Source organism: Vibrio sp. 10N.222.48.A3 (assembly GCF_041475345.1).
GTDB classification, from domain to species: Bacteria; Pseudomonadota; Gammaproteobacteria; order Enterobacterales; family Vibrionaceae; genus Vibrio; species Vibrio tasmaniensis_A.
Genome location: NZ_JBFRVX010001751.1, coordinates 1 through 426 on the forward strand (window position 1 = coordinate 1; position 426 = coordinate 426).

The window sequence follows — 426 nt, forward strand, 5'->3', positions numbered from 1 at the left end:
CTTCATATACTGGTGATAGCGTATTATTGGAAAGCCAATTCACCCAAACAACCACATAAACCAACTTTTCAATAAAGAAAGCACCAGCAAGATATTTGATGTTCGCATTGATTGTTGCAGCCCCAAGGTACGCAAAACCCCAAACGACGATCATAATCAGTCCAAAGTTGGACATTACTACGGGATCGGCTTCGTTAATGGCACTATTCGTAAAAAAGCGTGAAAACAGTAAAACAGCACCAACATTCATCGCTCCTGCTGCCAATAGAATGCTTTTTACTTTTGTCTGATTCATTGCAAACCCCTCATTTAAATAATTAAAACATCAATCACTTATAATCTTTATCATTTGTGACGAAGTCATTTTTTCTACTGACTGAAAATGCTCTAAATGAATAAGCTTAGCCAGTGCCATCGCCACTGTGC

At 38.3% G+C, this 426-nt stretch carries 1 protein-coding gene; it reads right to left on the reverse strand.

Going from position 1 to position 426, the window contains the following annotated elements; all coding sequences use genetic code 11:
- Nucleotides 1-295: hypothetical protein (locus tag AB4653_RS28750; protein ID WP_372106050.1), on the reverse strand; the 295-nt coding region annotated here is incomplete at its 3' end.
- Nucleotides 296-426 lie beyond the last annotated feature (131 nt).